The following is a 25,664-nucleotide window of genomic DNA, read 5'->3' as shown; positions in this document are numbered from 1 at the left end:
CGCAAACCGCGCCCATTTGGCATCAAACGTCGGGGAAACGCTGTTGTAGCTGTTGCCAGTCTGGCCCGTCGCTTGCACCTTGGGTTGCTACCACGCAGGCGGCCACGCGGTTAGCCAGATCGACCGCTTGGGGCAATGGCCAACCGGCGGAGAGCCCGGCCAGCAGGCCGGCACAGTGGGCGTCGCCCGCCCCCAGAGTGTCGACGACGTTCACCGGATAGGCCGCTATCTGGAGCGGCGGGGTGTCGCCACGGCAAATCCAGACGCCATCGCAATCCAACCGACATATCAGCGTGATATTGTGCGCGGTGGCAAACTCTTGGGCCAGGGTGAGCGCATCGCCCGCGCCGCAGAGCGTGACCACTTCATTTCGGTTCAGCGTCAGCAGGGTGTGGCTGTCGCTGAGCATGGCAAAGAAATCTTCATCCAATTGAGCGATGCCCGGGCCGGGATCAATCAGCCGCCACTGGTCAAACGGCAAACGTGTTAACCACTCACGTACCGCCTCGCCGCTTTCTCCGGCCAACTGCTCGCCGCTGATGTAAATCAGCGTGTCTTCGCTCAGGGGCAGCGTGCCCAACTGGGCTTTATTCCACTGGGTTTCGCAGCCGGGCTCGATCACCGACAGCGACTCGCCGTTGGGTTGCATCTGTGTCAGACGGCGGCCGTTGTCCATTTGGCCATGGCGCAGCAGTACCTGCAGGCCTAAACTTTCCATCTCGGCTTCAATCGCCGCGCCCCATACCCCATTGCCGACCGGCATACCGTTGAGCACCGGGACCTGCAGGCGCTTCAGCGCCCGCGCAACATTAAACGCGCAGCCACCTATTTTTTGCTCCTGCGTCAGCGTCACCTCAACGATCGCGCTGCCCAGGGCCAGAATCGGTTTTACTGCTAAAAACTCACTCATTGATCTCCTCCGCTGTCGGCCGGTGGGCCGAACAGAATGCGCTATGATGACCGCGCAGGCGCGTGGAGTCGAGAGGGAAGCCCGAGATGCTGTGGCGAAGGCGTGAAATAACCATGCTCTTTTTGTCACTAGTGCGTATAATCGCCGCCCGGCGATTAATTAACCTGTGAAAGAGCACCAGAATGAGCACTACCAGCCTGATCCAACCCGATCGTGAATTGTTTTCCTATAAGCCTTATTGGGCCGAATGTTATGGCACCGCGCCATTTTTACCGATGTCGCGCGAAGAGATGGATCAACTGGGCTGGGATAGCTGCGATGTGATCATTATCAGTGGTGACGCCTATGTCGACCACCCGAGTTTTGGTATGGCGATCATCGGCCGCATGTTGGAAGCGCAGGGCTTCCGCGTCGGCATCATTGCGCAGCCGGACTGGAGCAATAAAGAAGATTTCATGCGGTTGGGCAAACCGAACCTGTTCTTCGGCATCACCGCCGGCAACATGGACTCGATGATCAACCGTTATACCGCCGATCGAAAACTGCGTCACGATGATGCCTATACCGCCGGCAACGTGGGCGGCAAACGTCCGGATCGCGCGACGCTGGTTTACAGTCAACGTTGCAAAGAAGCCTATAAAGACGTGCCGATCGTGCTGGGCGGCATCGAAGCCAGCCTGCGTCGTATCGCTCACTACGATTACTGGTCTGATACCGTACGCCGTTCGGTGTTGGTGGACTCCAAAGCTGACATGCTGATTTACGGCAACGGCGAGCGTCCGCTGGTGGAAGTGGCGCACCGCCTGGCTGCGGGCGAGAAAATCAGCGAGATCCACGACATCCGCAACACCGCGGTGATGCGCAAGGGTGCGTTGCCGGGCTGGACCGGGGTGGATTCTACCCGTTTGGACAAGCCGGGCCGCATTGAGCCTATCCCGAACCCTTACGGCGACGATCTGCCGTGTGCTGACGGCGGTAAACCGGAGCCGGAGGCCAAACCGGTCACCGTGCGCGCCGCCAAGCCCAAGCCGTGGGAAAAAACCTACGTGTTGCTGCCGTCATTTGAAAAGGTGAAGGCCGACAAGGTCCTGTATGCGCACACTTCGCGCATTCTGCACCATGAAACCAACCCTGGCTGTGCCCGTGCGCTGATGCAGTCGCACGGCGACCGTTACGTGTGGATCAACCCACCGGCGATCCCGCTGACCACGCCGGAAATGGACAGCGTGTTTGCCCTGCCGTACCAGCGTATTCCGCACCCGTCCTACGGCAAGGAAACCATTCCTGCCTATGACATGATCCGCTTCTCGGTCAACATCATGCGCGGTTGCTATGGCGGCTGTTCATTCTGTTCGATCACCGAGCACGAAGGGCGCATCATCCAGAGCCGTTCGGAAGACTCCATTATTCGCGAGATCGAAGAAATTCGTGACAAAGTACCGGGCTTTACCGGTGTGATCTCCGATTTGGGCGGCCCGACCGCCAACATGTACATGCTGCGCTGTACCAACCCGCGCGCTGAGCAGACCTGCCGCCGCGCCTCGTGCGTGTACCCGGAAATCTGCACCTACATGGACACCAACCACGAACCGACCATCAAGCTGTATCGCCGTGCGCGTTCGTTGGAAGGCATCAAGAAGATCCTGATCGCCTCTGGCGTGCGTTACGATCTGGCGGTGGAAGATCCGCGCTATATCAAAGAGCTGGCTACCCACCACGTTGGCGGCTACCTGAAGATTGCGCCGGAACACACCGAAGAAGGCCCGCTGTCGAAAATGATGAAGCCGGGCATGGGCAGCTACGACCGGTTTAAACAGCTGTTTGACCATTACTCCAAGCTGGCGGGCAAAGAGCAGTATCTGATCCCGTATTTCATCTCCTCGCATCCGGGCACCCGCGATGAGGATATGGTGAATCTGGCGCTGTGGCTGAAGAAAAACCGTTTCCGTCTCGATCAGGTGCAGAACTTCTATCCGTCACCGATGGCGAACTCCACCACCATGTATTACAGCGGCAAGAACCCGTTGAGCAGAGTGGGTTATAAGAGTGAAGATGTGGTGATACCGAAAGGCGATCGTCAGCGTCGCCTGCACAAGGCGCTGTTGCGTTACCACGATCCGGCCAACTGGGCGATGATCCGTACCGCTCTGGAAGAAATGGGCATGAAGCACCTGATCGGCAGCCGTCGCGAGTGTCTGGTGCCGGCACCGAGCATTGACGAACAGCGCGAAGCCAAGCGCTTGCAGCGTCATACCCGCCCGGCGCTGACCAAGCACACCGACATCACCCGTCAGCGTACGCCGTCCAATAAGTCGCCGCGCAAGCCGATTCGTAACGGCAAGCCATAACGGCTCGGCACTGGCTTAAACGAAAAGGAGAACCCTCGGGTTCTCCTTTTTTGCTTTTGAAAATCAGAGCTGCTCGTAGGCCGCTTCTACCTTCATCAAGTGGCGCGGCGCCTGCGGGGCGGGATGATACTTGCGCACGTGCCAGTTAAAGGCTTCCGGTGACAGATTGTTAATCATCGAAATGGCTTGCTGGCGGTTGCTGGAGAAGGTCCGCAGCAGCGCACCGGTGCCGTTGACGTAGGCGATGATGGTGGCATAACGCAGCGTGACAGGATCGTCGATGCCTTTAAGCTGCTGTTTTTGCAACACGGCCAGATAGGCTGCGCCGAGGTCGATATTGGTATCCGGATCCAGCAGATCGTCGTCGTCCGGACAGCCACGTTTCCCTTTGTAGCGATAGGCGTCACAGCCGGCGGTGTCGGCTTTCAACTGCATCAACCCGATAGCATTGGAGCGGCTGATTGCCGCCGGGTTAAAACCGGACTCGACCTTGATCATCGCAGCGATCAGTTTTTGATCGACATCGTATTTATCCGCAGCATCCTCAATCGCGTCGTCAAAGGCATGAGCATCATAACTGGTACGCGGTTTTTTGCTGGAACAACCGGCCAGGATCAGCATCAGGCATATCACGCCTGCGCGCGACCAGTGTCGTAGGGTGGGTTTCATGGTGCTCCGTATTGTTTTTGCTGGGATAAAAGTCGGCATCATAGCATCTCCGTCAGTGCCTGTTCGACATACAGATAGCCAATTCCCATCACCTGCTGCGCGCGCGTGAGTTGGCCAAAGCCGATATGCGTGGCCTGAGTCTGGATCTGATCGTGACGATCGAAGGGGTTGAACCCGGTCTGGCTGATGATGGTCTCCAGCCAGGCCTGACCAAAGCCACAGCTGCGGCCATAAAGATAAATACGGTTAATATTTAATATGTTAAGGAAGTTATACAGGCTCAGGCCAATCGCTTGGGCGGCGCGTTGCACCAACACCTGCAACGCGGGGTCCCCTTGATGATAACGGGCGATCAGCTCGGCGGTGGTGGGGGTTTTAAGCCTTTCGCCTTCGTGTTGCGCTCTGGGGGTGACTTTTAGCTGAATGCGCGCTTTTTTCTTCAGTGCCGACAGTGATGCAATGGTTTCCAGACAGCCGTAACGGCCGCAGGAGCACAGGCCACCATCGGGATCGACGATGGTGTGGCCAATCTGGCCGCTGCCGAACAGGCTGCCCCGGTAAATCTGCTGGTTGATCACGAACGACGAGCCGATGCCGTAATCGACGTTAATCACGCAGAAGTCCTGCGCGTTAGCGTTATTTTGCCACTTTTCTGCCAACCCCAGCATCACGCAGTCGTTATCCAGCAGGACCTCGGTCTTCAGGCGCTCTTCCAGCAGGTATTTTATCTCCACCGGGCCTTCCCAGGGGGCCTGTGGCATGCGCTGCGACACCCCGGTGAGCGGGTTTACCTGGCCGTGGATCGACAGCGCTATTTTCAGCGGCATCCCCTGTTGTCGGCTGTGCAGGTGATAGATCTGCACCATTTCCTGCAGCATCGCCTGTGGCGTGGTGGCAACGATCGGTTGCGGCGTGAAGGCGCTGCACGGCGTGATCAGGCCATCCACCACGATGCTTTCAATCAGATAGGGCGACACGTTCAGGCACAGGATCCGTTGCTCAGAGGCAGCGATGCGGTAACTGCCGCCGCCCAGACCGCGGCGGTGCAAATTCTGCTGGTCGTGCTCAACCCGGCGTTCTTTCTGCAGCTCATCGAGAATTTTGCCGACGGCAGGAATAGACAGCTGTGAAAGCCGCGCCAGCGTCGATTTACTGGCCACCTTTTCCCGATACAGCAACGCGCACAGCACCCGTTTATTAAAATTGCGCACCCGTTGGTTATTCAACCCTTGCAATGCCATTCATTAAACCCCGTTTACTGTATTGCGTGATGGTAGCGCGTAAAGTAGCCGATTCTGTCATTTAGACTGCCTGAAAAGCAACCTTCAGTATTTTTAGCGAGGAAAACATGCACGGGACAGTCAAGGTTTGGCAAGAGCAGGTTGAATTACCCACTTACGGCACGGGCGAGCAGGATTCGCACCCGATGTTCCTGGAAAACCGCGTCTATCAGGGATCGTCCGGTGCGGTTTATCCCTATGGCGTTATTGACACCCTGAGCGGTGAAAAATCCCTGCGTCGCTATCAGGCGGTATATCTGGAAAACGACTACCTGCGCGTGATGCTGTTGCCGGAACTGGGCGGGCGTATTCATCGGGCTTACGACAAAGTGCAGCAGCGCGATTTTGTCTATCACAACGAGGTAGTGAAACCGGCGCTGGTGGGGTTATTGGGGCCGTGGATCTCAGGGGGGATCGAGTTCAACTGGCCGCAACACCACCGTCCGACCACCTATATGCCGGTGGACTGCCAGATCCAGCAGCACGATAACGGGGCGCAGACCGTCTGGCTGGGGGAGGTGGAGCCGATGCGCGGGCTGCAGGTGATGGCCGGTTTCACGCTGTATCCTGACCGCGCGCTGATTGAAATCAGCGCCAAGATCTTTAACCCTAACCCGACGCCGCGCCATTTCCTGTGGTGGGCCAACCCGGCGGTGAAAGGTGGAGACGATCACCAGAGCGTATTCCCGCCGGATGTGACCGCCGTTTTTGACCATGGCAAGCGCGATGTCTCTTCGTTCCCTATTGCCACCGGCACCTACTACAAGGTGGATTATTCGGCCGGTGTGGATATTTCGCGCTACAAGAATATCCCGGTACCGACGTCTTACATGGCGCATAAGTCGGACTATGACTTTGTAGGCGCTTACAGCCACGATGAGCAGGGCGGATTGTTGCACATCGCCGATCGCCATGTGTCGCCCGGCAAGAAACAGTGGAGCTGGGGCCACGGCGAATTTGGCCAGGCCTGGGATCGCAATCTGACCGACAATAACGGCCCTTACATTGAGCTGATGACCGGGGTTTACACCGATAACCAACCGGATTTCACCTGGCTCGACGCCTACGAAGAAAAATGCTTTGTGCAGAATTTCCTGCCCTACAACACCCTGGGCATGGTGCAGAACGCCAACACCCGTGCTGCACTAAAACTGGAAAGCGACGGGCGACAACTGGTGTGGGGATTGTATGCGGTCGCGCCGCTGGCGCAGCACCGGTTGGTGATCCGCAGCGATAGCGATCAGCAGCTGCTGCTCGACCGCCGCGTTGATCTCACCCCCGGTGCGGCCCTGCTGGAGACCATGACCGGCGATTTCTCCGGTCGCCTGACGATTGAATTGCAGGACGCGCAGGGCCGCAGCGTACTCAGTTATCGCCAGCATCAGGCGAGCGAAAGCACCGAGTTGCCGCAGCCCGCCAAAGCGCCACTGGCGGCAGAACAGATCGTCAGTGCCGATGAAGCCTGGTTTATCGGCCAGCATCTGGAGCAATACCACCATGCCAGCCGTTCGGCGTTCGATTACTACCAGCGGGGTCTGACGCTGGATCCTCTTGATTATCGCTGCAATTTGGCTCTGGCCACGTTGGAATATAACCGCGCCAATTTCCAACGTGCGATTGCCTACGCGGATGACGCGCTGGCACGAGCCCATAACCTTAACCGCAACCCACAGTGCGGGTTAGCCAGCCTGATTCGTGCCTGCGCTCAGGAACAATTGGGTAACGACGACGCGGCCTACGAGGATTTCTACCGCGCCATCTGGAGCGGTAACGGTAAACCGGGCGGTTTCTATGGTCTGGCGCGGGTCGCGACGCGGCGCGGGGAGTATCAGCAGGCGCTGGCGTTTTGTGAAAGCAGCCTGAGCGTTAACGCCAGCCATTATCCGCTGATCGCCCTAAAAGCGCTGCTGTTGCAACGCCTGGGGAAAGGGGCACAGAGCCTGGACTATATCGATGACCAGCTTGTCGCCCGTCCGCTGCATTACAGCCTGTATTACCTGCGCTATGCGCAAACTCACGCCGAGGCCGATTTACAACGGCTGCGGTCGGTGACCGGTTGCCGTGGGATCAATGCGCTAAACATTGCCGGCCAACTCTGTGAATGGGGAGCCAAAGAGCAGGCGATTGAGTTACTGACGCTGTTGGACAGCCAGGAAACCTTGCCGCGCTATATGTTGGCCAGCCTGCGCAAAGGCGCGGTAAGTGACCGGGAATATCGGCAGCTGTTGGCGCAGGCGCGCGACGGCTTCGGCCACCAGGTGCGCTTCCCCAATACCCTGAATGAAGTGCAGATGCTAAGCCAACTGCAGGAGTGCGTTTTTGCACAGTATCTGTTGGCTTGTTTCCATTACAGCAAGCGCAACTACTCGCAGGCGGTAGCGCTGTGGCAGCAATGCGTGGAGCGGGAGCCGACGTTTGCCGACGCCTGGCGCAATCTGGGGATCTACGCCTTCAATAAACTCCAGCAGCATGACGTGGCGCTGGCGCATCTGCAGCAGGCCTTTGCTCTGCAACCTGATGACGCTCGGCTGCTGTTTGAACTGGATCAACTGAACAAACGCCTCGGTACTGCACCTGCTCAGCGGCTGGCGATGTTAGAGCAACATTTGCCGGTAGTGGCCCGGCGTGACGACCTTACCGCCGAATTGCTGAGCCTTTACAACCAGTGCGATCGGTTGAGTGACGCGCAACGGATCCTGCAGCAGCGTGAGTTTCACCCGTGGGAAGGTGGTGAAGGCAAAGTCACCGGCCAGTATCTGATCAATCTGCAGCGGTTGGCATTCCAGGCGCTGCAACAGGGAGCGCCGCAGCAGGCGCAACATTTGCTGCAGTCGGCGTTGCACTATCCGCAAAATCTGGGGGAAGGGCGCCTGGCCGGGCAAAGCGACAACGATATCTACTATTGGCTGGGTATCTGTGCTGCCCGGCAAGGCCAACTCGAGGCAGCGGCCACCTGCTGGCAACAGGCCTGCGCGGGGCACGGCGAACTGGCTGAAAGCCGCTACTACAACGACCAACCGGTGGATTATTTGTTCTATCGCGGCATGGCGCTCAAGCAACTGGGGCAGTCGGCACAGGCCGAACAGCAGTTCACCCAAATGCAGCAGTGGGCAAGCCAGCAGTCTGAGATGTTGCCTGGCGCCGATTTCTTTGCCGTTTCGCTGCCGGATTTGATGGCGTTGGACAATGACCTGCAACAGGCGCATCAACAGCACTGCCTGCTGGTGACGGCTTTGGCGCAACTGGGGTTAGGGCAGTTAGCCGCAGCGCAGCAAACGTTAAGCGAGCTGCTGGCGATAAATCCTGCGCATGACAAAGCGCGTTTATTCACCGTGCTGGCCGAGACTTTAGCCAACTGATGCCCAAAAGGGGACCAATGTGACGAATAAACTGAACATGCCCTATGTCTGGACTATCTGCCTGGTCGCCGCTTGCGGTGGCCTGTTATTCGGCTACGACTGGGTGGTCATAGGCGGGGCCAAGCCTTTCTACGAGGCCTATTTTGGCATCACCGATCCCGCCCAGTCAGGCTGGGCGATGAGTTCGGCGCTGGTGGGCTGTATTTTCGGCGCGGTGATCTCGGGCCTGCTGTCGGATCGTTTTGGCCGCAAGCTGCCGCTGGCGATTGCCGCCTTGACCTTCGTGATCTCGGCCTGGGGCACCGCCGTGGCCACCAGTTTTGACGCCTTTATCATTTACCGCATTGTCGGCGGGGTTGGCATTGGCCTGGCTTCGGCGCTGTCGCCGGTGTATATCGCCGAAATCAGCCCGGCGGCACAGCGGGGTCGCTTCGTTGCGGTGAACCAATTGACCATTGTGATCGGGGTATTGGCAGCGCAGTTGATCAACCTGCTGATCGCCGATCCGGTGGCGGCCAATGCCGGTCAGGCGGAGTTGTTGGCCAGCTGGAACGGACAGGTTGGCTGGCGTTATATGTTTGGCGCCGAACTGGTACCGGCGCTGGCCTTCCTGCTGCTGATGCTGGCAGTGCCGGAGTCGCCGCGCTGGCTGGCGAAGGTCGGCCGCCACGAGCAGGCGCAGAAGGTCTTGCGACGCATCGGCAATGAAAGCTATGCGCAGCAAACGCTAAAGGAGATCCGTCATACGCTGGATAAGGACAGCGGCAAGGTGCCGCTCAGTGCGCTGCTGCGCAGCGATGTACGGCCGGTGTTGGTGATAGGCATTGTGCTGGCGATATTTCAGCAGTGGTGCGGTATCAACGTGATCTTTAACTATGCGCAGGAGATCTTCGCGTCGGCAGGGTTCGATATTAACGATACGTTGAAGTCGATCGTCGCCACCGGGTTGATCAACCTGATCTTCACCTTGCTGGCTTTACCGCTGGTGGATCGCATTGGCCGACGCCGGCTGATGCTGATAGGCGCCTGTGGATTAACGGTGATCTACCTGCTGATGGCGGCGGCTTACGCCTATGGTTTGCTGGGGCTGCCGGTGTTGTTACTGGTGTTGGTCGCCATCGCTATCTATGCCGTCACGCTTGCCCCCGTTACCTGGGTACTGCTGTCTGAAATCTTCCCCAATCGCATTCGCGGAGCGGCCATGGCCGCCGGCACCTTTGCGCTGTGGGTGGCCTGTTTTGTCCTGACCTATAGCTTCCCGTTGCTGAATGCCGCATTGGGCGCCGCGGGTAGTTTCCTGTTGTATGGCGTCATTTGCCTGGCCGGTGCGGGGTTCATTTACGCCAGAGTGCCGGAAACCAAAGGCATTACTCTGGAAGCACTGGAGGAACAGCTCAGTGCAGTAGGCACGGATCGCGCCAGGGAGAAAAAGTTTACTTAACCCTGTTTAGTTTAATGCGTGATCCTGTGGCGGTAAGTAATCAGTTTGATCATTTAGTGTAATGAGTCTGTGCTCCGCCTGAGGGCGAACAGCGGTAAAGCCTTCAGGCGGGATAATAAAAATAGGCAGCAAGAGGTTAATGAACATTAACTGGAGAATAACGATGTTGCTAAAAAAAATAAAACACGTGCTGTTAGCCATTACCGGGGGCCTGATTATTTTCAGTGCAGGCGCACAGGCTAAAAATGACAAAACCGCCATCGGCGCTATTTATCTCGATACCCAGGGGTATTACGCAGGGGTCCGCTGGGGCGTGCAAGATGGCGCCGCCAAGGACAAAGGGAAAATTGAAATCATAGAAACCAATGCGCAGGGGGATGTTTCTAAAGAAAGTTCGTTTATCGATACCATGATTGCGCGCGACGTGAATGCCATCGTGCTTTCTGCCGTTTCGGTGAATGGCAGCGTGCGGGCCATCAAGCGTGCCAACGAAGCCAGTATTCCGGTGATTTGTTACAACACCTGCATTAATGAGAAAGGCGTAGATAAATATGTTTATGCCTATTTGGTCGGCGATCCCTACGAGTTTGGCAAAAAACTGGGTAATACCGCCGCCGATTACTTCATTGAAAAGAAAATAACCGAGCCTGCAATCGCCGTTATTAATTGCGAAGCCTTCGAAGTTTGCGTGCAACGGCGTAAAGGATTTGAAGAGGCGTTAAAAGCGAAAGTACCGGGCATGAAAATCGTCGCTAATCAGGAAGGCACCGTGCTGGACAAGGCGATATCGGTCGGCGAGAAACTGCTGATTTCCTCCGGGAAAGTCGATGCCATTTTCGGCGAATCCGGCGGCGCTACGCTCGGGGCGGTTAAAGCCGTGCGCAACCAGAACAAGGTCGGCCAAACGGTGGTATTCGGCTCGGACATGACCACTGAAATCGCACAGGAACTGGTGAACCGTCAGGTACTGCAGGCGGTGGTGGATATCTCGGGCAAGAAAATGGGGGCGTTGGTCTTTACTCAGGCGATGAACGCCATCAACCAGCGACCGGTCGGCCAAAAGGTGGTGCAGGTGCCGATCGATCTCTACGCCTCGTCGCAGAGCGCTACTGATTGGCTAGTGACTCACAAAGACGGCTTACCTTAGAGCTTATTCCATTAGGCTATTTTATTTGTCAGTTTGGCCCTGGGCAGTGCTCAGAATCCTCACGTACTCTGTGTACGCTCCGGTTCTTCCGCGCTGTCCTTGTCCAAACTGCCTGCAACAATGACGCCTACTGGGATAGGCTCTTAATGTCGGTGGCTTGCATGAGTGACAGAGCCTTAAACGAATTGGCGCAGCAACCGGTCGTGGCCCGCATTCAATCGGGGCATAAACGTTACCCGGGAGTGGTGGCGCTGCAAGATGTGAATTTCACGCTGCGGCGTGGCGAGGTGCGCGCTCTGCTGGGGAAAAACGGCGCGGGCAAGTCCACCTTGATCCGCATGTTGACCGGCAGTGAGCGGCCGGACGCCGGGCAGGTGTTTATCGGCGATCGACTGCTGGAGGGGCCAGATGCGCTGTTGACACGCCGGGCCGGTGAGCTTGGCGTGCGGGCCGTCTATCAGGAGCTAAGCCTGGTACAGGACATGAGCGTGGCGGAAAACCTGTGTTTGGGGGCCTGGCCGCAGCGCGCTGGCGTAATTGACGCACCAGGCATGCTAGCGCAAGCCCGGCACGCGTTGGCGCTGCTCGGGGTGGACATCGATCCTCAACAATGGGTTCGCGATCTCAGCCCGGCGCAGCAGCAACTGGTGGAGATCGCCCGGGCCTGTCAGGGGGATCCCAAAGTGGTGATCCTCGACGAGCCAACCAGTTCGTTGGCCAACGCCGAGGCCGATCTGGTCGCGGCGGCAGTGATGCGCCTTTCCGCCGCCGGGATTGCAGTGGTGTATGTCAGCCACCGAATGAACGAGATCCGCCGGCTGGCATCGTCCTGCACCATTATGCGCGACGGCCGCGTGGCGGGTGACGTGGCGCTGGACAACACCTCCACCCAGCAAATTGTCGACCTGATGCTGGGCCATCAGGACCACCATACGCAAACCGTCACGGCCCCGAAGGGCGGTGACAAGGTTTTTGAAGTTAAACAATTATCGCTGCCGCCCAAATTGCATCAGGTCAGTTTTGAGCTGCGGCGTGGCGAAGTACTGGGCATTGCCGGGTTGTTGGGCGCAGGCCGCAGTGAATTGCTCAAGGCCATCGTTGGTCTGACGCCGTTCACCGAAGGCGAGCTGATCCTCGACGGTGAAACGCTGATCTGCCCGAATTACGCCCAGATGCTCCAGCGCGGTATGGCCTACACGCCGGAAAACCGAAAGGCGGAGGGCATCATGCCGTTGCTGGGCGTGGATGAAAATACCGTGATGACAGACAGCCGCTCCGTCAGCCGCTTTGGCGTGCTGAATTGGCCGAAGATCAAACAGGCAACCTCGGCGATCGTCAGCCGGATGCGGGTGAAAACCGCAGAAACCGGCACGCCGATCATGACGCTTTCCGGCGGTAACCAGCAGAAGGTGGTGATCGGCCGTTGGGTTTACGCCAGAAGCCGGATCCTGTTGCTGGATGAGCCGACGCGCGGCGTGGATGTCGAAGCGAAAAACCAAATTTACCGTATTGCGCGTGAGCTGGCGGCAGAGGGAAAAAGCATCATTTTCGTATCGAGCGAAGTGGAGGAATTACCCCAGGTCTGCGACCGGATCTTGTTGTTGCAGCAAGGCACGATAGTGAAGGAGTTTATCTCGCCCGTGGATGTTGAACAGCTGATGTCTGAAGTGCTGATGATCCAATAATTCTGCCCGCATTCGAAGGCACCGGAGGTAATACAATGTCCACATTGGTACCGGAAGTAAAAATAACCCGAACCCGAAAATTATCGAAGCACGCCAATGAACTGGGCCTGCTGGCAATTATTGTCGTGCTTTACCTGGTATTTTCTATTTATGCCACCGGGTTTATTTCGCTGAATAACCAAATGAATATCTTACGCGATGCCGCCACCATCGGCATTGCCGCCTGGGCCATGACGCTGATTATTATTTCCGGGGAAATCGACGTTAGCGTAGGCCCGATGGTGGCGTTTATCTCGGTGATCCTGGCTTATTTGATGCAGTATGCGATCCCGCTGCCGTTCGCGTTGATCCTGGCCTTGTGTCTGGGGGCGGCGTTAGGCTCGGTCGCCGGGGTGTTGCGAGGCTGGTTTAACGTGCCCAGCTTTGTCGCCACATTGGGGCTTTGGAGCGCCCTGCGCGGGATGGGATTGTTTATGACCAACGCCTTGCCGGTGCCGATCGACGAAAATGACGTGCTGGACTGGCTCGGTGGGCAGGTACTGGGCCTGCCGGTTTCGGCGGTGATTATGCTGATCCTGTTCGTGGTTTTTCAGTTTATCAGCAAGAAAACCGCCTTTGGCCGCTCGGTGTACGCCATTGGCGGCAACGCCAGCGCCGCCCAGCTGTGCGGCATTAACGTCAAACGCATTCGTGTCCTGCTGTTTACCCTGGCCGGCCTGTTGGCGGCCGTCACCGGTATTCTGTTGGCGGCGCGCCTGGGCTCCGGCAATGCCGGTGCGGCCAGTGGCCTGGAGTTTGACGTGATTGCCGCCGTGGTGGTCGGGGGGACAGCCTTGTCCGGCGGGCGCGGTTCGATGCTCGGCACTCTGCTCGGCGTGCTGGTGATCACCCTGATTGGCAACGGTCTGGTCTTACTGGGAATTAACTCCTTTTTCCAACAGGTGGTCAGAGGGGGGATTATCGTACTGGCGGTGCTGGCCAATATTATCGTGATGCAGAAGAACAATAAGCAATAGCCTCATATGCCACTAAAAATAACGCATTAAATCTGGAAGGAAAATATTATGGGAAAAATGTTGGCGGCTTATTTACCCGGAAATTCCACGGCAGAGCTGCGCGAGGTGGATATTCCGCAACCGAGTATTGGCCAGGTATTAATTAAAATGAAGTCGTCCGGTATTTGCGGCAGCGATATTCATTATATTTATCATCAGCACCGTGGCACGGCTGCCGCACCGGATCAGCCCTTGTACCGGGGATTTATTAACGGTCACGAACCTTGTGGGCAGATTGTCGCGTTGGGGGCCGGTTGCCGGCACTTTCGCGAGAGTGACCGCGTGCTGGTGTACCACATTTCCGGCTGCGGCTTTTGCAGCAACTGTCGCCGGGGCTATCCGATTTCCTGTACCGGCGTTGGCAAGGCAGCCTATGGCTGGCAACGGGATGGCGGCCACGCCGACTATCTGTTGGCGGAGGAAAAGGATCTGATCCACCTGCCGGATTCGCTCAGCTACGAAGACGGCGCTTTTATTTCCTGCGGCGTCGGCACGGCCTATGAAGGCATTGTGCGTGGCGAGGTGTCCGGCAGCGATCACGTGTTGGTCGTAGGGCTGGGCCCGGTCGGCATGATGGCGATGATGCTGGCGAAGGGGCGGGGGGCGAAAACGGTGATTGGCGTAGATGTCATACCGGAACGTCTGGCGACCGCGAAGCGGTTGGGGCTGATGGATCACGGTTTTCTGACCGGCGAGGGGGTGACAGAGCGCATTCGCGAATTGACCGCGGGCGGCGCCAACGTCACCCTCGACTGTTCCGGTAACGCTAAAGGACGGCTGCTGGCGCTGCAGGCCTCCTCGGACTGGGGAAGGGTTGTCTACATCGGTGAAACCGGCAAGGTGGAATTTGAGGTCAGTGCAGACCTGATGCATCACCAACGACGAATTATCGGCTCATGGGTCACCAGCCTGCACCATATGGAAAAATGTTGTACCGACCTGCACGACTGGAAAATGCATCCGCATCACGCGATTACCCACCGCTTTGCCCTTGAACAGGCTGCCGATGCTTATGCGCTGATGGCTTCCGGGCAGTGTGGCAAGGTGGTGATTAACTTCGCCGATTAACGCCAGGGGGCACTATGGCACTGTTTAGTTTGGATAACGGCTGCGTCTCGCTGGTGGTTTCCTCGTTGGGTGGCAGCGTGCTGAAATTTACCGCTTACACACCGGAGGGAGAGCTCCCTCTGCTGCGGCCTGCGGTAGTGAGTGACGCTACGCCAGCGCTGCAATCGGGATGTTTTCCTCTGGTCCCCTTCGGCAATCGGGTCAATCAAAACCGCTTCAGCTTCGAGCAGCAAGACTACCGGCTCAGCGCCAATACCGACTGGGATCGGCATCATCTGCATGGTGACGGCTGGCTGCAGGAATGGCAATGTGTAGAGCAAGGCGACGAAGTCCTTCACTTGCGCTATCAGCATGAGAATGGCCCTTATCGTTATCAGGTAGAACAATACTTTACCCTGCATCAGCACCAACTCAGCATCGAACTGGCGGTAGAGCACACCGGAGAAAGGCCGATGCCCTATGGGCTGGGTTGGCATCCGTACTTTCCGTTAACCGCGCATACCCGGGTACAGGCATCCGCTGCGGCCTATTGGCGGGAAGCCGAAGACTGGCTGGCGGGCGAGCAGGCGGCGCTGAGCGAAGAAATGGATTTCAACCAGCCGGGGCCATTGCCGCGTCATTGGGTGAACAACGGCTTTAGCGGCTGGAACGGCGAGGCGGAGATCCAGTGGCCGGAGCAGGGAGCTCGGTTACGAATGAACACTCAGCCGGCCTGTCCGGTTTATTTCCTGTTCGTCTCGGATCCGGCGTTCGATCCGGGTTATCAATTCGACTTTTTCTGTCTGGAACCCATGTCCCACGCGGCTAACGGGCATAACATGGCTGACCTGGGCGGGCTGCGCCGCCTGGCTAAAGGGCAGCGGTTTAGCCAGACGATGTTGCTCCGTTATTCCGCGTTTTAAGCCCGAAAATTAAAATTCGGATCTCCTTCACAGAACCCATTCAAACTCTGCAACCGGTTACTGAAACCGGTTGCGGTTTTCTCGTTTTTGAAACCATACTCATTCTTCAACTGAATCATTTGTACCTATGCCTCCAGGAGAACGGATGAAAAAAATATTCTTATGCTGCGCCGCAGGAATGTCGACCAGCATGGTGGTGAATAAAATGAAAAAGTCTGCCGAACAGCAGGGGATTGAGGTTGATATTATCGCCGTCGGCCTGGAGGAATTTGAATCCACGTTGGCGAATTACCAATGTTGCCTGCTTGGGCCGCAGGTGAAATATAAGTTCGCCGATTTTAAAAAGATTGCCGACAGGGAAAATAAGCCGATAGCGGTAATAAACAGCATGGATTACGGCATGATGCGCGGCGATAAAATTCTCGCCGAAGCCTTACAGATGATCGCACAACACTGATCCCACCGGGCCGCCGGCATCAGGCCGTTTCCGCCGGTTTTCCCATCCTGTGACCATTGACTCAGCACCTCCCGAGGGTTGGACCATGAGTATCAGCCAGGCCGCATTCAATTTTATCGAAAACCGCATCAGCCCGATTGCCGGGAGATTATCGACTCAGCGACATATTATGGCGATCCGCGACGGTTTTATTTCCGCGATGCCCTTTATGATCGTCGGTTCATTCTTGCTGGTGTTTGCCTATCCGCCCTTTTCCGCCGACAGCAGTTGGGGCATTGCCCAATGGTGGCTGGGGGCGGCGGAAAAACATCAGGTCGCTATTCTCACCCCGTTTAATATGACGATGGGCATTATGTCCATCTATATCACCGCTGCCATTGCCTACAACCTGGCGCAGAGTTATAAGCTCGATCCCTTTATGGCGGCGATGCTGGCATTGATGTCGTTCTTGCTGGTGGCCGCGCCGCAAAGCGAAAAAATGCTGCCGACCGCCGCACTGGGCGGCGTGGGGATCTTCACCGCCATTTTGGTGGCGATATACACCACCGAACTGATCCGCTTCCTCAAGGCGCACAATATCGGCATCTCACTGCCGGAGCAGGTGCCGGCCAAGATCAAGCAGTCGTTCGATCTGCTGATCCCGATCCTGGCGGTGGTGATCACCCTGTATCCGCTGAGCCTGCTGGTGCAGCACCAGTTCAACCTGCTGTTGCCGCAGGCGATCATGGCGCTGTTCCAGCCTTTGATCTCCGCTGCGGATTCGCTGCCGGCGATCTTGCTGGCGGTGCTGATCGGCCATTTGCTGTGGTTTGCGGGTATCCACGGCGCGGTGATCGTTTCCGGTATGCTGCAGGCCTTCTGGCTCACCAACCTGGGGATTAACCAAGACGCGCTGGCCGCCAACCAACCGATGCCGCACATCTTTATGGAGGCCTTCTGGACCTTCTTTATCGTCATCGGCGGATCCGGCGCCACCTTTGGGCTGGTACTGCTTTATCTGCGCAGCCGTTCGGCGCACCTGCGTTCGATCGGCAAGCTGAGCCTGGTGCCGAGTTGTTTCAACATCAACGAACCGGTGATCTTCGGCACGCCGATCGTGATGAACCCTACCTTCTTTATTCCGTTTATTACCGCGCCGATCGTCAATTCGATCATCGCCTACGCGGCGGTGAAGCTGGATCTGATCGGGCGGGTGATCTCGGTGGTGCCCTGGACCGCTCCGGCGCCGATTGGTGCCGCCTGGGCTACCGGTTGGGATTTCCGCGCCGCGCTGTTGGTGCTGCTGCTGGTGGCGGTTTCGGCGTTGATCTACTACCCATTCTTCAAAGTCTATGAGCAACAGCTGCTGGATCAGGAAGTGAACGAAGCGGAGCAGATTGAACAGACACAAGGAGTCACCGAATGATGGACATGGAAACGGCGGTAATGGAGCTGATCATCAACGCCGGAGAGGCGCGCAGCTGCGCCATGCAGGCGCTGTATGCGGCGCGTAAGTACCAATGGGACCAGGTGGATATTCTGCTGGCGGAATCGCAACTGGCGGCGAAGCGCGCCCACGCCACCCAGACCGAGCTGATCGGTTTTGACGAGGGGGAGGGCAAGTTGCCGGTCAACCTGATTATGGTGCACGCGCAGGACCACATCATGAATGCCATGCTGGCGCGCGATCTGGTGGAGGAACTGGTGAGAATTTACCGATTACTGGAGCAAAACGGGGTGAAAAACCAATGAGCGTATTTCCGAAAGACTTTCTCTGGGGTGCCGCGACCGCGTCTTATCAGGTCGAGGGCGGCTATGATGCCGACGGCAAAGGCCTGTCCAACTGGGACCTGTTCTCTCACCTGCCAGGCACCACCTATCAGGGCACTAACGGCGACGTGGCGGTCGATCACTATCATCGCTTCCGTGAAGATGTGGCGCTGATGGCCGAGCTGGGTATGCAGACCTACCGATTCTCGATCTCCTGGCCACGGCTGCTGCCACAAGGCCGGGGAGAAGTGAATGAGGCCGGGATCCAATTCTACAGCGATCTGATCGACGAACTGCTCAAGCACAATATCAAACCGATGATCACCCTGTACCACTGGGATCTGCCGCAGGCGTTGCAGGACGCATTTGGTGGTTGGGAATCACGAGAGATCATCGATGCTTTTGATGAATATGCGCGTCTGTGTTACTCGCGGTTTGGCGACCGGGTCGAACTCTGGTCCACGTTCAATGAAACCATTGTGTTTATCGGCATGGGCTATTTCACCGGGGCGCACCCACCCAAACTGACCGATCCGAAAAAGGGCATTCAGGCGTGTCACCATGTGTTCCTGGCCAACGCCCGAGCGGTAAAAAGCTTCCGTGAAATGAAGATCAACGGCCAGATCGGCTTCGTCAACGTGCTGCAACCGAACGATCCGATCAGCGATTCACCGCAGGATCGCCGCGCCTGCGAAATAGCCGAAGGGATCTTCACCCACTGGCTGTACGATCCGGTGCTGAAGGGCGAATACCCGTCAGAGCTGCTGGCGATGGCGCAGCAGGCCTTTGGCGTGCCGCATTTCGCACCGGGCGATGAGGCATTGCTGAAAGAGAATATCGTCGATTTTATCGGCCTGAATTACTACAAGCGTGAAATGGTCGCGCACAACGATGACGTGGACGGTTATACCATCAACACCAGCGGGCAGAAGGGCAGCGGGCGCGAGCTGGGCTTCAAGGGGTTGTTTAAACAGGTTCGCAATCCGAACGGCGTCTACACTGACTGGGACTGGGAGGTCTATCCGCAGGGGTTGACCGATGCCATTGGTCGCATCGTCAAACGCTACGGCAATATCCCAATCTACATTACCGAGAACGGGCTGGGAGCCAAGGATCCGATCGTCGAAGGTGAGGTGCGCGATCAACCACGTATTGATTATTTACGCGATCATATCCAGGCGATCGGCGCGGCGATCGAGCAGGGCGCGGATGTTCGTGGTTATTATCCGTGGTCGTTTATCGATCTGCTCTCCTGGCTCAACGGCTATCAGAAACAGTACGGCTTTGTGTATGTCGATCACGACAACAATCTGGCACGTAAGAAGAAGCAGAGCTTTGGCTGGTACCAGCGGGTGATCGCCACCAACGGCGAACGGTTGTAACTCGCTAAAGGGGTAAGTCTCAGTATGTCCCAGGCTGATAGGCAACACTTTAGCCTGGGTGGGTACTTACCCTCTTTTTCTGATCTGTCTGTCAATCATACCCTTCTCAAAATCCCCTCTTGCTATTCCATTTCGGCATACCCGTGTTGTGACTATTCATTACTCACCGCCTATAAAAACGCCATATAGTCAAATTATTGCCTTACCGTACCATCATAAACAGGAGGGGGGAGATGAGCGATTTCCCGCTTGAACCGCCACACAATTTTCCTCGCCGGCTGGCAGAGCATAAGCATCTACTACAGTTCTTGTGGGAAACGGCCAAATCTGGCCGGATCGCCATTCCCCCCTGCATCCCACTTTCTGCATGATGAGGGAACAAGCATGAGCATGAAAACGATAACGCTGGGCAGCAATACATTCGACTATCAAGACAGCGGCAGCGGGGACACCACCCTGCTGTTGCTTTCCGGTTGGTGCCAGGATCACCGGCTTTTTAAACACCTAATACCGCTGCTGGCGCAACACTATCGCGTACTGAATATTGATTGGCGCGGGCACAATGCCGCACGCAGTTATGACGGCGATTTTGGTATGGATGATCTCACGGCCGATCTGGTTCTGTTTCTTGACCGGCTGGATGTTGAGCGCTTGATTCCGCTCTCTACATCCCATGGCGGCTGGGCCAACATCGCTTTAAGCCAGCAACTGGGCCCGTTGCGGGTACCGAAAACCATCGTGGTGGACTGGTTGATGACCGGAGCTTTTACCGATCTGCTGCAGAATTTACAGCAGAGCCAGCGGCCGGAAAGCTGGCAACAGGCGCGAGATGCCCTGTTTGCGGAATGGGTAGCCCATACGGATAACCAGGATGTGATCAACCATGTCCAACAGGAAATGGCCGGATTCGATCAGGAGATGTGGATCCGTTCTTGTCGGGAAATCGAGTTGGCCTATGGGCAATTTGGCTCTCCCCTGCAACGCCTGGAACAGCTCACCCCTGAGCGTCCGGTAATGCACCTCTATTCACAACCGCATAGCGCAGAGTATGACCAGTTACAGCGCGAGTTCGCCCAACGCCACCGCTGGTTCAATCCGGTAAAAATTGCGGGGGCGAGTCATTTCCCCACCCTGGAATCGCCGGACAAAGTGGTGATGGAAATCCGGTCATTTATTGGCTAGGCAACATCCCGTCGTAGCAACAGCGCTCCTAATGATGAGCAGATTCATAAGAATGTGCGTAGCCGTATTTATGTCGTTCGGCCTGTCTGCCGTGATTAAACCACCGACATTGTGCACGCCTGTTTTCCAGTGGGTAATCAGGAGGTAAAACATGAGCATGCAGGTCGATCGTAAGGTCATCACTGGCGGTCATATTATCACCATGGATGCAGAGTATGGGGAACTGCCCCAGGGGGCGCTGCTGATTGAAAATGGCCGGATCGCAGCGCTGGCGGAAAACGCAAAGGCGTTTAGTCATCTGGATGCCGAAGTGATCGATGCGCGTGGTGCGATCGTGTTGCCGGGTATGATCGACAGTCATCGCCACACATGGATGTCGTTGTTTCGGGGGATCTCCGGCGATATGTCGTTGCCGGAATTTCTGGCAAATACGTTTTATGGGCTGGGGGCCTTGGTGACCGCCGAGGATTTGTCCGCTGCCACCCTGGTGGGGGCGCTCGAGGCCATAGACAGCGGGGTCACAACCATCCTCGACTGCTGTGACTGTGTGAATAGCCCGGATCATGCCGTCGCGGCGATCGAATCACTGCAACAATCCGGTATCCGTGGCGTGTATTCCTATGGATTTCAGGTTTATGATTTTCAGCCCGCCGGTTTTTCCAGCCATCAAGAACGCGTCAATTTTGCCGCTGAATTGCGCGAGCGTTATTTTAGCGACGATCAGGGTTTGTTGCGCATGGGGACCTTGCTCAGCGATTTCGGCACCGTGCCCTTTACGCAGACAGCGGCGGAGATCCGCATGGCGCAGCAGCAGGATATCCTGATTGCTTCTCATACCGGCGCACTGCCGAATAGCCGGTTATTGAAAGGGTTACAGGAGCTGGACGATCATCAATTGCTGCAGCCCGGTCACCTGCATATTCACTGTTCCGGTCTGACCGATCCCGAATGGCGGCTGTTGGCTAAAACAGGCGCTAAAGTCAGCATTGCCCCCGAAACTGAAATGCAAATGGGCATGGGCTTTCCTCCCATCAGAGCCTGCCTGGATCACGGGATAGCCCCGGCGATCAGCACTGACATTGTCTGCGTGGGGTCTGGGGATCTGTTTTCGCAGATGCGGCTGGGGCTGCAAACCCAGCGCTGCCTGGATAACCATCAGCACCATATCCGTGGTGAAGTGGTTTCTGAACTTTCTCTCTCGGTGGGGGATGCGTTGCGTTGGGCGACCCACGGCAGCGCGGCTGCGTTGGGAATGGAGACAAGTATTGGTTCGCTGACGCCGGGAAAACAGGCCGATGTGATTATGCTTAAACATCAGCGGGCGATGGTGCCTTCTTCTTTCCCAAGGGCGAGCAGTGTGTTGCAGTCCCATGCCGCCGATGTAGATACGGTGATCATCAACGGCCAGATCCGCAAGCGGCATGGCGAACTGGTGGGACAGGATATGGCCGCCATCCGGCAACGTGCCGCTCAGACGCTGGCGCGTATTCAGCAGGCGGCACTCGGGCGTGCAGAGATCACCGGAGCAGAAGCGGTTGCCTGGCTTAGGGAGGCGGAGCGGAGAGCGTCGGTAAATCTGGCGGAGGCCTATCGCCGATAAGCGTATTTTGGATGATGCTGCGCCCGACCGAAGCCGGGCGCAGGGAGATTACAGTGAGTCCGGATCCGGCCCCAGGCGGTTGCCGATATCCAGTTTGGCAATTTCGCCCAGTTCGTCTTTATCCAGTTTGAAGTCGAAGACTTCGAAGTTTTCACGAATGCGCGCTGGCGTGACCGATTTCGGGATCACGATCAGCCCGCTGTCCAGGTGCCAGCGCACCACGATTTGCGCCGGGGTTTTCTCGTATTTTTCCGCCAGGTTTTTGATCACCGGTTGGTCGAATACCCCTTCGCCACCCTGTGCCAGTGGGCTCCAGGATTCGGTCGCAATATGGTGGGTTGCGTTCCAGGCGCGTAGCTGACGCTGTTGCAGCAACGGGTGCAGCTCAATTTGGTTAATCACCGGTGCGACATTGGTTTCGTCCAGCAGGCGCTGCAGGTGCGGGGTGTGGAAATTGCATACCCCGATGCTTTTGACCAACCCCTGCTCGCGCAGTTTGATCAGCCCGCGCCAGGCGTCGACATATTGGTCCTGCTGCGGCTTTGGCCAGTGGATCAGATACAGATCGACGTAATCCAACTTGAGTTTTTCCAGGCTGGTTTCCAGCGCGCCTTGCGGGTCGCCCTGATCGTCGTTCCACAGTTTGGTGGTGATAAACAGCTCATCGCGTGGTATTGAGGTGGATTGCAGTGCTGCGCCAACCCCTTCCTCATTCTTGTAGATTGCAGCGGTATCGATCGAGCGATAGCCCACCTCCAGTGCTTTAAGCACCGCCTGGGTGGTTTCTGAAATACTCGCCTGCCAAACGCCGAGACCCAACTGCGGCATCAGATTACCATCGTGGAGTTTGATGATGGGTTGTTGCGTTGTCATGCGTATCTCCTTGTCAACGGATTGCCCAGTGCTGCATGCACCGGAAACGGCTATTAATAAATTCTAGTTGGCAAATTGGGGGAGTGCTGAGTTTGCTAACCAAATTCCAGCGCTGTCGGGATAGGGCGGCTACAGGTCATGTTTTCTCCCATGGGTTAATCAGATGAAGATCGGCAGCGCGAATAGCGCATTGAACTGCGCCCGATGAAGCGTCGGGCGCAGGAGAGAAGTTGAAACTAAAGCCTAGCAGGAAATAGGCGGTTTGCGATTAACGCGCCGCGTTATAAATGCGTTGGCTGACTTCGAGGGTGATGTCTTGATGCTCGCCAAGTGCTGTCATGCCGTGCTGATGCAGTTTATCAAGCAACGCCGGGATAGAGCTGCCGTCGAGCTGGTAATCCGCCATGCGGGTCGGTACGCCCATTTGTTCGAAGAAGGCACGAGTGGCGGCGATGGCACCGTCGATACGGCTGTCTTCACTGCCATCGCGCAGGCCCCAAACGCGGTCGGCGTACTGCAGCAGTTTTTCGCGTTTCTGCGCTTTTTTCTCGATCAGCAGCGCAGGCAGAACAATCGCCAGCGTCTGGGCATGATCCAAACCGTGCATGGCGGTCAATTCGTGGCCCAGCATGTGGGTTGCCCAATCCTGCGGCACACCGGCGCCGATCAGACCGTTCAAGGCCATGGTTGCGCTCCACATCACGTTGGCGCGCACCGCATAGTTTTCCGGCTCGGACAGCGCGCGCGGGCCATCTTCCAGCAGCGTCAGCAGCAGGCCTTCGGCAAAGCGATCTTGCACCTTGGCGTCGACCGGATAGGTCAAATACTGCTCAATGGTGTGGACAAAGGCATCGACTACGCCATTGGCGATTTGGCGCGGCGGCAGAGAGTAGGTCACTACCGGATCCAGCACCGCGAACAGCGGTTGCACGTGTGGCGAGAAGAAGTGCTGTTTGTCGCCGCTGCTTTTGCGGGTGATCACTGCGCCGCTGTTGGACTCAGAGCCGGTGGCCGGCAGTGTCAGTACGCAGCCCATTGGCACCGCGCCTTTGATTTCACTGCCCACGGTTTTCAGGATGTGCCATGGATCGGCATCCGCCTGATAGTGGGCCGCTGCGGCAATAAACTTGGTGCCATCAACCACGGAGCCGCCGCCGACCGCCAGCAGGAAATCGATATTCTCTGCGCGCACCACTTCTACCGCTTTCATCAGCGTTTCGTAGGTTGGGTTAGGCTCAATGCCGGAAAACTCCTGCACGTTGCGGCCCGCCAGTGCGGCATAAACCTGATCCAGCACGCCATTTTTCTTCACGCTGCCGCCACCGTAGGTGATCAGAATGCGTGCGTCGGCAGGGATCTGCTGTGCCAGGCCGGCGATTTGGTCTTGGCCGAACAGGATTTTGGTTGGGGTATGAAGAATAAAGTTTTGCATGGGTAATTTCTCTTCTGCATGTGGCAAGCGCCGCTGGCGCAAAATATCTGAGGTGTATTGTCAGTAACTTGGCTCAGCAGCACAATGCACATTCCTGCCCGAGTCTTGCCTATTCCTACAAAGCGTTGTAGAAAAATAGAGTTTTAAACTATTATTTATGCCGAATTATTCTTAATGTAAGAGGGTGTTTCCGTGAGCGAAATCGATGAACTGCGCGGCCGCATGGCGCGCCAGGCGGCCTGCTTTGCCGAGAGCAACGGTTACACGCCCTCGCCGGTGCCGCTGGTGAAAATTCTTTATGTCGATCGTCATTGCCCGCGCCAGCCGGTGATGTATGAGCCGGGTGTAGTGATCATTTTCCAGGGGCACAAGGTCGGCTACTGCGGTAATCGGGTTTTCCAGTATGACCCGCGCAATTATCTGTTGATGACGGTGCCGCTGCCGTTTGAGTGTGAAACCTTCGCCAGCCCGGAATTGCCGCTGGTGGGGCTGTCGGTGAATATCGACAGCCAAATGCTGCAGGACCTGTTGATCGACATCGGCGATGACGACTACCTGGTGAAGCCGCGCAGAGAAAGCAGCGGGGTGAACCTGGCCGAGCTGTCGGAAGAATTGTTGTGCGCCACCGAACGCCTGCTGGATGTGATGGCCAAACCGCTGGATGCACGCGTTCTGGGGCCGCAGATTGTACGTGAAATTCTCTACCACGTACTGCGCGGAGCCTGTGGCGCCTCATTGCAGGAATTGGTTAACCGCCATACCCACTTCAGCCAAATTGCCAAGGCGCTGCGGCGTATTGAGAACCAATATGCGGACAATCTCAACGTTGAGCAGTTGGCGGGGGAGGTGAATATGAGCATCTCGGCGTTTCACCATAACTTCAAGGCGGTGACCAACACCTCGCCGCTGCAATATGTGAAATCCTATCGCTTGCACAAGGCGCGTTTGCTGATGGTACACGACGGTTTGAAAGCCAGTACCGCGGCGATCCGTGTCGGCTACGAAAGCGCTTCGCAGTTCAGCCGCGAGTTCAAACGTTTCTTTGGCGTGACGCCGAGTGACGAAGTTGCCCGACTGCGCGAAAACCCTCCTTTAATGATGGAAGGTTAATCTCGCTGCCGGGCA

20 protein-coding genes are annotated in these 25,664 nt (G+C 56.8%); 15 read left to right on the top strand and 5 right to left on the bottom strand.

The features are described 5' to 3' along the window. Positions 1-22: 22 nt before the first annotated feature. Positions 23-910, bottom strand: a complete 888-nt coding sequence (locus AC1RKC_RS10770; RefSeq protein ID WP_048759808.1) for a PfkB family carbohydrate kinase — start codon at positions 908-910, stop codon at positions 23-25. Positions 911-1,092: 182 nt separating this feature from the next. On the opposite strand from AC1RKC_RS10770, the gene AC1RKC_RS10765 reads away from it, so the two are divergent. Further along, positions 1,093-3,258, top strand: coding sequence for a YgiQ family radical SAM protein (locus tag AC1RKC_RS10765; RefSeq protein ID WP_048759807.1), 2,166 nt, complete (start codon positions 1,093-1,095; stop codon positions 3,256-3,258). Positions 3,259-3,321: 63 nt separating this feature from the next. Here AC1RKC_RS10765 and AC1RKC_RS10760 read toward each other — a convergent pair whose 3' ends face one another. Beyond that, a complete protein-coding gene (locus tag AC1RKC_RS10760) occupies positions 3,322-3,927 on the bottom strand; it encodes a transglycosylase SLT domain-containing protein (RefSeq protein ID WP_041414972.1) in 606 nt (201 codons plus the stop codon). 38 nt (positions 3,928-3,965) lie between these two features. Beyond that, positions 3,966-5,168, bottom strand: coding sequence for an ROK family protein (locus tag AC1RKC_RS10755; RefSeq protein WP_493092462.1), 1,203 nt, complete (start codon positions 5,166-5,168; stop codon positions 3,966-3,968). A gap of 107 nt (positions 5,169-5,275) precedes the next feature. Between AC1RKC_RS10755 and AC1RKC_RS10750 the strand changes: the two genes are divergently transcribed. From AC1RKC_RS10750 to AC1RKC_RS10690, 13 genes are all read left to right on the top strand, one after another. Then, positions 5,276-8,566: a DUF5107 domain-containing protein gene (locus AC1RKC_RS10750; RefSeq protein WP_046372609.1), complete on the top strand. Its 3,291-nt coding sequence runs from the start codon at positions 5,276-5,278 to the stop codon at positions 8,564-8,566. A 19-nt stretch (positions 8,567-8,585) separates the two neighbouring features. Then, positions 8,586-10,007 carry a sugar porter family MFS transporter gene (locus tag AC1RKC_RS10745; protein ID WP_308530300.1) on the top strand — a complete coding sequence of 474 codons (1,422 nt, stop codon included), beginning with the start codon at positions 8,586-8,588 and terminating at the stop codon, positions 10,005-10,007. Positions 10,008-10,170: 163 nt separating this feature from the next. Then, positions 10,171-11,154 carry a substrate-binding domain-containing protein gene (locus AC1RKC_RS10740; protein ID WP_174574796.1) on the top strand — a complete coding sequence of 328 codons (984 nt, stop codon included), beginning with the start codon at positions 10,171-10,173 and terminating at the stop codon, positions 11,152-11,154. A 161-nt stretch (positions 11,155-11,315) separates the two neighbouring features. Beyond that, the gene (locus tag AC1RKC_RS10735; protein ID WP_392457824.1) at positions 11,316-12,839 is read left to right on the top strand and encodes a sugar ABC transporter ATP-binding protein; all 1,524 of its coding nucleotides are present in this window, start codon (positions 11,316-11,318) and stop codon (positions 12,837-12,839) included. Positions 12,840-12,874: 35 nt separating this feature from the next. Beyond that, positions 12,875-13,855 carry an ABC transporter permease gene (locus tag AC1RKC_RS10730; RefSeq protein ID WP_493092461.1) on the top strand — a complete coding sequence of 327 codons (981 nt, stop codon included), beginning with the start codon at positions 12,875-12,877 and terminating at the stop codon, positions 13,853-13,855. Positions 13,856-13,903: 48 nt separating this feature from the next. Then, positions 13,904-14,962 carry a zinc-dependent alcohol dehydrogenase family protein gene (locus tag AC1RKC_RS10725; protein ID WP_046372612.1) on the top strand — a complete coding sequence of 353 codons (1,059 nt, stop codon included), beginning with the start codon at positions 13,904-13,906 and terminating at the stop codon, positions 14,960-14,962. 14 nt (positions 14,963-14,976) lie between these two features. Then, positions 14,977-15,864, top strand: a complete 888-nt coding sequence (locus AC1RKC_RS10720; protein WP_308530298.1) for an aldose 1-epimerase — start codon at positions 14,977-14,979, stop codon at positions 15,862-15,864. Between the two features lie 145 nt (positions 15,865-16,009). Continuing rightward, the gene (locus tag AC1RKC_RS10715) at positions 16,010-16,321 is read left to right on the top strand and encodes a PTS sugar transporter subunit IIB (protein ID WP_020828663.1); all 312 of its coding nucleotides are present in this window, start codon (positions 16,010-16,012) and stop codon (positions 16,319-16,321) included. Positions 16,322-16,406: 85 nt separating this feature from the next. Next, a complete protein-coding gene (locus AC1RKC_RS10710; RefSeq protein ID WP_493092460.1) occupies positions 16,407-17,726 on the top strand; it encodes a PTS sugar transporter subunit IIC in 1,320 nt (439 codons plus the stop codon). Continuing rightward, on the top strand, positions 17,723-18,052 hold the full coding sequence (locus AC1RKC_RS10705; RefSeq protein WP_020828661.1) for a PTS lactose/cellobiose transporter subunit IIA: 330 nt from the start codon (positions 17,723-17,725) through the stop codon (positions 18,050-18,052). Before AC1RKC_RS10710 ends, AC1RKC_RS10705 begins: the two co-directional genes overlap by 4 nt. Beyond that, positions 18,049-19,452 carry a GH1 family beta-glucosidase gene (locus tag AC1RKC_RS10700; RefSeq protein ID WP_392457815.1) on the top strand — a complete coding sequence of 468 codons (1,404 nt, stop codon included), beginning with the start codon at positions 18,049-18,051 and terminating at the stop codon, positions 19,450-19,452. The genes AC1RKC_RS10705 and AC1RKC_RS10700 overlap by 4 nt, the downstream gene beginning before the upstream one ends. A 384-nt stretch (positions 19,453-19,836) precedes the next feature. Further along, positions 19,837-20,634 (top strand): alpha/beta fold hydrolase, encoded by a 798-nt coding sequence (locus AC1RKC_RS10695; RefSeq protein WP_048759795.1) that lies wholly within the window; start codon positions 19,837-19,839, stop codon positions 20,632-20,634. 151 nt (positions 20,635-20,785) lie between these two features. Then, on the top strand, positions 20,786-22,234 hold the full coding sequence (locus AC1RKC_RS10690) for an amidohydrolase family protein (protein WP_129941663.1): 1,449 nt from the start codon (positions 20,786-20,788) through the stop codon (positions 22,232-22,234). A 48-nt stretch (positions 22,235-22,282) separates the two neighbouring features. Here AC1RKC_RS10690 and dkgA read toward each other — a convergent pair whose 3' ends face one another. Beyond that, positions 22,283-23,107, bottom strand: coding sequence for a 2,5-didehydrogluconate reductase DkgA (dkgA, locus tag AC1RKC_RS10685; RefSeq protein ID WP_046372615.1), 825 nt, complete (start codon positions 23,105-23,107; stop codon positions 22,283-22,285). A gap of 268 nt (positions 23,108-23,375) precedes the next feature. Further along, positions 23,376-24,539 carry an alcohol dehydrogenase gene (gene yqhD / locus AC1RKC_RS10680; RefSeq protein WP_020828656.1) on the bottom strand — a complete coding sequence of 388 codons (1,164 nt, stop codon included), beginning with the start codon at positions 24,537-24,539 and terminating at the stop codon, positions 23,376-23,378. A 222-nt stretch (positions 24,540-24,761) separates the two neighbouring features. Between yqhD and AC1RKC_RS10675 the strand changes: the two genes are divergently transcribed. Beyond that, the gene (locus tag AC1RKC_RS10675) at positions 24,762-25,649 is read left to right on the top strand and encodes an AraC family transcriptional regulator (RefSeq protein WP_218167687.1); all 888 of its coding nucleotides are present in this window, start codon (positions 24,762-24,764) and stop codon (positions 25,647-25,649) included. Positions 25,650-25,664 lie beyond the last annotated feature (15 nt).

The sequence above is a fragment of the Serratia sp. GW822-FHT06E05 genome, from assembly GCF_058799445.1.
This window is presented reverse-complemented; position numbering and strand designations above follow the sequence as displayed.

What these genes read in the sequence shown, in the direction of transcription:
- AC1RKC_RS10700 (WP_392457815.1), top strand. Translation starts at nt 18,049, where the DNA reads ATGAGCGTATTTCCGAAAGACTTTCTCTGGGGTGCCGCGACCGCGTCT.
- AC1RKC_RS10760 (WP_041414972.1), bottom strand. Translation starts at nt 3,927, where the DNA reads ATGAAACCCACCCTACGACACTGGTCGCGCGCAGGCGTGATATGCCTG.
- AC1RKC_RS10720 (WP_308530298.1), top strand. Translation starts at nt 14,977, where the DNA reads ATGGCACTGTTTAGTTTGGATAACGGCTGCGTCTCGCTGGTGGTTTCC.
- AC1RKC_RS10735 (WP_392457824.1), top strand. Translation starts at nt 11,316, where the DNA reads ATGAGTGACAGAGCCTTAAACGAATTGGCGCAGCAACCGGTCGTGGCC.
- AC1RKC_RS10725 (WP_046372612.1), top strand. Translation starts at nt 13,904, where the DNA reads ATGGGAAAAATGTTGGCGGCTTATTTACCCGGAAATTCCACGGCAGAG.
- AC1RKC_RS10750 (WP_046372609.1), top strand. Translation starts at nt 5,276, where the DNA reads ATGCACGGGACAGTCAAGGTTTGGCAAGAGCAGGTTGAATTACCCACT.
- AC1RKC_RS10770 (WP_048759808.1), bottom strand. Translation starts at nt 910, where the DNA reads ATGAGTGAGTTTTTAGCAGTAAAACCGATTCTGGCCCTGGGCAGCGCG.
- yqhD (WP_020828656.1), bottom strand. Translation starts at nt 24,539, where the DNA reads ATGCAAAACTTTATTCTTCATACCCCAACCAAAATCCTGTTCGGCCAA.
- AC1RKC_RS10695 (WP_048759795.1), top strand. Translation starts at nt 19,837, where the DNA reads ATGAGCATGAAAACGATAACGCTGGGCAGCAATACATTCGACTATCAA.
- AC1RKC_RS10765 (WP_048759807.1), top strand. Translation starts at nt 1,093, where the DNA reads ATGAGCACTACCAGCCTGATCCAACCCGATCGTGAATTGTTTTCCTAT.
- dkgA (WP_046372615.1), bottom strand. Translation starts at nt 23,107, where the DNA reads ATGACAACGCAACAACCCATCATCAAACTCCACGATGGTAATCTGATG.
- AC1RKC_RS10715 (WP_020828663.1), top strand. Translation starts at nt 16,010, where the DNA reads ATGAAAAAAATATTCTTATGCTGCGCCGCAGGAATGTCGACCAGCATG.
- AC1RKC_RS10705 (WP_020828661.1), top strand. Translation starts at nt 17,723, where the DNA reads ATGATGGACATGGAAACGGCGGTAATGGAGCTGATCATCAACGCCGGA.
- AC1RKC_RS10690 (WP_129941663.1), top strand. Translation starts at nt 20,786, where the DNA reads ATGAGCATGCAGGTCGATCGTAAGGTCATCACTGGCGGTCATATTATC.
- AC1RKC_RS10755 (WP_493092462.1), bottom strand. Translation starts at nt 5,168, where the DNA reads ATGGCATTGCAAGGGTTGAATAACCAACGGGTGCGCAATTTTAATAAA.
- AC1RKC_RS10740 (WP_174574796.1), top strand. Translation starts at nt 10,171, where the DNA reads ATGTTGCTAAAAAAAATAAAACACGTGCTGTTAGCCATTACCGGGGGC.
- AC1RKC_RS10710 (WP_493092460.1), top strand. Translation starts at nt 16,407, where the DNA reads ATGAGTATCAGCCAGGCCGCATTCAATTTTATCGAAAACCGCATCAGC.
- AC1RKC_RS10730 (WP_493092461.1), top strand. Translation starts at nt 12,875, where the DNA reads ATGTCCACATTGGTACCGGAAGTAAAAATAACCCGAACCCGAAAATTA.
- AC1RKC_RS10675 (WP_218167687.1), top strand. Translation starts at nt 24,762, where the DNA reads ATGGCGCGCCAGGCGGCCTGCTTTGCCGAGAGCAACGGTTACACGCCC.